This is a genomic window from Rhodococcus sp. R1101 (assembly GCF_000278445.1).
GTDB lineage: Bacteria > Actinomycetota > Actinomycetes > Mycobacteriales > Mycobacteriaceae > Rhodococcus > Rhodococcus gordoniae.
The window spans coordinates 1-4,074 of the sequence record NZ_AJVB01000351.1 but is presented as its reverse complement, the minus strand read 5'-3'; the positions used below and the strand labels follow the sequence as shown (position 1 = coordinate 4,074).

Annotated in this window: 2 protein-coding genes; both read left to right on the top strand. The window is 71.6% G+C overall.

The window, feature by feature from the left end; genetic code table 11:
- Window positions 1–833 (top strand): DUF2398 family protein (locus R1101_RS27285; RefSeq protein ID WP_016934676.1); only part of this gene is annotated, 833 nt, incomplete at its 5' end.
- A partial coding sequence (locus tag R1101_RS27280) for a hypothetical protein (protein WP_016934675.1) occupies window positions 830–4,074 on the top strand: 3,245 nt, incomplete at its 3' end. The genes R1101_RS27285 and R1101_RS27280, both read left to right, overlap by 4 nt.

Sequence of the window (4,074 nt, the reverse complement as noted above, 5' to 3'; positions counted from 1 at the left end):
CACTCGTGTGCGCGGCACTGCTCGAACCCGGGGCCGGCGACCGAGCGTCCGTCGGCAGTCTGCTCGAGCAGGTGCGCGCCGACGCGCGGGAGAACGGCATCGTGTTCGGCGACCCGGTGTCCGAGGAGCGGAACTTCGCTGCCGTCCTGCGCATCCTCGAGGAATGGGGAGTGATCACCGAGTCCGATCGGGCCGACGAGGAGAACGACGACGTTCCCCATCTCCGGATCCATCGCGACCTGCTCCCCCACCTGCTCGACGTTCCTCTGCACGAGATGCCCGGCCCTGCGGCCGCACTCACACGCCACGAGCACGAGCCCGCGGGCCGGCGCCTGTACCGGCGGCTCGTCGAGGATCCGTTCGTCGCGCGCGACGAATTGGACGACGAGTCGGCGGCGATACTCACCCGCGACCGCCACGAACTCGCCCGGATGCTGGAGGAGGATTTCGGTCTCGTCCTCGAGGTGCGTGCCGAAGGTGCGATCGCATACGACCCGGCCGGCGTACTCACCGACGACGCCTTCCCGGGATCGGGGACCCTGCGGCATGCCTGCCTGTTGCTCGTGTCCGAACTCGTCGGACGGTTCGGGGAGCGGGCGGCGGCCACACTGCACGTCGACGCGCAGACCCTCGACTCGACCCTCGGCGAGCTCGCCGCCTCGCATTCCCGCACGTGGAAGAGCACCTATGTCCGCGACCTCGCACTCCTGCGCCGCGACGTCGTCGCCCTGCTCACCCGTCTCGGGTTGGCGCGCCCGCACGAGGACGGACTCGAACTGACCGCACCCTCCGCCCGTTACCGCCCCGTCCCCGCCGAAAGCCACTGTCGATGACCCACTTGCCCGACTCGTCCGCCGGCGACGGGAACCCTCCACCCCGCTTCCCGGATCGCTGGCGTCTCCACCGCGCCGGGATCGTGAACGTCTGGCACTACCTGGACGTCGAGTTCGTCCTGTCCGGGGGACGGATGATCCTGCGCGGCACCAACGGATCCGGCAAGTCCCGCGCCCTCGAGATGTTGTTGCCGTTCCTGCTCGACGGCGATCGCAGACGCATGGACGCGACGGGTGCCGCGAAGGTCGATCTGGACGAACTCATGCGCACCGGGGCCCCGGATACGACGGATCGTGTCGGATATCTGTGGCTCGAACTGGCGCGTCCCAGTGGACATCTCACCATCGGCGCTCAGATCCGCCATCGCTCCGACGCACGTCGCAGCGAGGCGTACTTCTTCACGACGCCCCTGCGGGTCGGCACCGGCCTGCGTCTCGTCGACGACGTTCGCGCTCCCCTCTCGCGCGAGCGGCTCACCGAACTCGTCGGCGCCGACAAACTCACCCGCGACCCGGAACGGCATCGCGAGACGGTCCGCAGACTGGTGTTCGGGCTGCACGGTGAGAGCGGACGCGACCGCTACGACGGTCTGCTCCAACTTCTGCACACCCTGCGCTCACCCGACGTCGGCAACCGGATCGACGAGGGTCACCTTCCACAGATCCTGTCGGACGCGCTGCCACCGCTGACGGAGAACATGCTCACCGAGGCCGGAGGTCGCCTCGACCTGCTCGGCGAGACTCGTCAGGAACAGATCCGCCTCGAGACGGCAAACGCGCACGTGCTGCGCTTCCACGAGGTGTACCTACGGTATGCGGCGGATCTGCTTCGCGCCGACGCCGACGCCGCTGTCGAGGCCGCGCGGCGGGTCGTCGAGACCCGACGCGCACTCGCCGCCGCGGAGGCCGAGGCGACCGACCTCGATGCCCAGGTCGCTGCCGCGGACACCCGTCTCCGGGAACGCCGCGATCAGGTGGCCGAACTCGACCGCGCGATCCGCGGACTCGAAACCCACGCGATGTTCCGAGCGGCGGACGATCTCGCGCAGCGGCAGCTCGCCGTCGATGCGCTCCACCGCGCGGCCGAACACTCGGCGGCCGCGGCCGAGCGCAGTCGCCTGCGGGAACGCCGCGACGCAGACCGTGCGGCCGGGGTCCTCGACGAACTGACATGCGCGGTCACGCGCGCCGCGCGGCGTCTCGCGACGGCGGGTCGCGACCTGCCGGCGGTGGGCCTTCCGCACGACACCGTGCCGGCTACGCTGCACTTCTCCGTCGACCACCCACCAGCCGTGCTCGAACCCGTCCGGATGGGTGTCCACGATACCCCCGAGCAGGTGGTGAGGCCGGTCGTGGCGACGGTGTCCCTCGACCCCGGAGAGGTGGGCGACGCCCGGGATGCCGTCCTGCGCGCCGCCGAGGCGACCCGTCGCAGGCGGGACCAGGCCGACCGGCGACTGCTCGAGGCGCGTCGTCTCGACGCCGCCGCGCACGCGGTCCGGGAGGCCGAGGCGTCCGCCGACCGCGCGGCGCGCGACGCCGAACACCGTGCGGTCGAAGCCGCCGAGACGGATGCCGGTGTCGGCGCGGTCGCCGCCGGTCTGCAGCACCGGTGGCGCGAGTGGATCACCGCCGACCGCACGACGGCGTTGCTGCCGGAACTCGACCGGGACCGGGTCGTTCTGATGCGCCGACTGTCCACGCAGCTCGACGTGCTGATCGACACGGCGCCGGCCGACACCGGCTCCGACGGTGCCGACCTCGATTCGGCACTCGCGGAGCTGGATTCGCTACCGGCAGCCGCCGCGCGCTCCGCGCTGAGCTACCTCCACAACGCCCCGGACGAGCGGGAGAGTCGAGAACGCGACGCACGGATCGCACGCGAGCACCTCGTCCGGGAGCAGGCGGCGCTCGAAACAGGAGGCGAGGGACCCGAGCAGGCGCCCTGGCACGTGCGCACCGACGGTGCCCCACTGTGGCAGGCAGTGGAATTCGTCGACACCCTCGGGGACGACGACCGCGCCGGAATCGAAGCCGCGTTGCTCGCCGCGGGTTTCCTCACCGCCACGGTCGACGGGGAGGGTCGATTACGTGCACTCGGCGGCCAGGTCCTCGTCTCGCCGCGCGGCGAACCACCGACGCAGCCCTTGTCGACGATCCTGCGTCCCGACCTCGACGCCGGCGTACCGCTGCCGGCGATCGACGCCGTACTGAACACGATCGGTTTCGAGGACGCCACCGCTGTGGCCTCGGTCTCGCGGGACGGCCGCTGGCACAACGGTGTTCTGCGTGGACGGCACACCGCCGAGACCCCGCGCTTCATCGGCAGGCCGGCCCGCGAGGCTGCCACCGCGGCCCGCCGCGTGCGCCTCGACGAGATCCGTGCCGAACTCATCCGGATCGACCTCGCGACGGAACAGCTGCGCGTCGACTTCCCCGACGCCGCGCACCGGCGGGCGGAGATCGACGCGCACCTGTCGACCGCACCGACCTCGCACGCGCTGCGAGCCGCGCTCGAACGACGTCGGCACGCGTACGGGCGCGTGCGTTCCGCGGCGGACACGGCGGTGGAGCTGCGCGATCAGGCGACGGGGTTGCGGGCCCGATGGAGCGCCGACCTCGACGCCCATCGCACCGCATGCGCGCATTTCGGCGTGCCCGGTGAGGTTCCGGAACTCGAGGCGCTGGTCGCCGGATGTGCCTCCGCCGAAGCGCTGTGCGCCGAACTGGCCCGCGCTCTCGATGACGTCCTCGCCGCACACACCCGCTTCACGGATGTCGCCGAGCGGTGCGCGCAGGCCACGGCCGAGCGGATCGAGGCGGAGGAGATCGCCGAATCGTGCCGCTACGAATGGCACGCGAAGGCCGCGGTGGTCGCAGCCCAGACCGCGGCCGTGGACGTCGACGCACACGACCTGGCACGGGAACTGCGTAACTCGGAGACCGAACGGGCACGTGCCGACGAGCAGTTCCGGCGCACGGTCGCTCATCGCGAGCACCTCGGCCGTGCCGTCGCGGAGGTGCTGCAACGATGCGCGGCAGCGCGCGAGCGGCTCGACCGTGACCGTCGCGAACTCGCCGCGGCCGCCGAACTGCTCGCCGCGCACCTGCAGCTGCCCGAGCTGCGCGCCGCGCTCGAGGAAGATCCCGATCCGGCCGCTACGTCCTCGCGGACGCTGCTCCCTCCCGTCCACCTCGAGGATCCGGATCATGTGCTCTCGGTGGCCGGGCACCTCTCGGC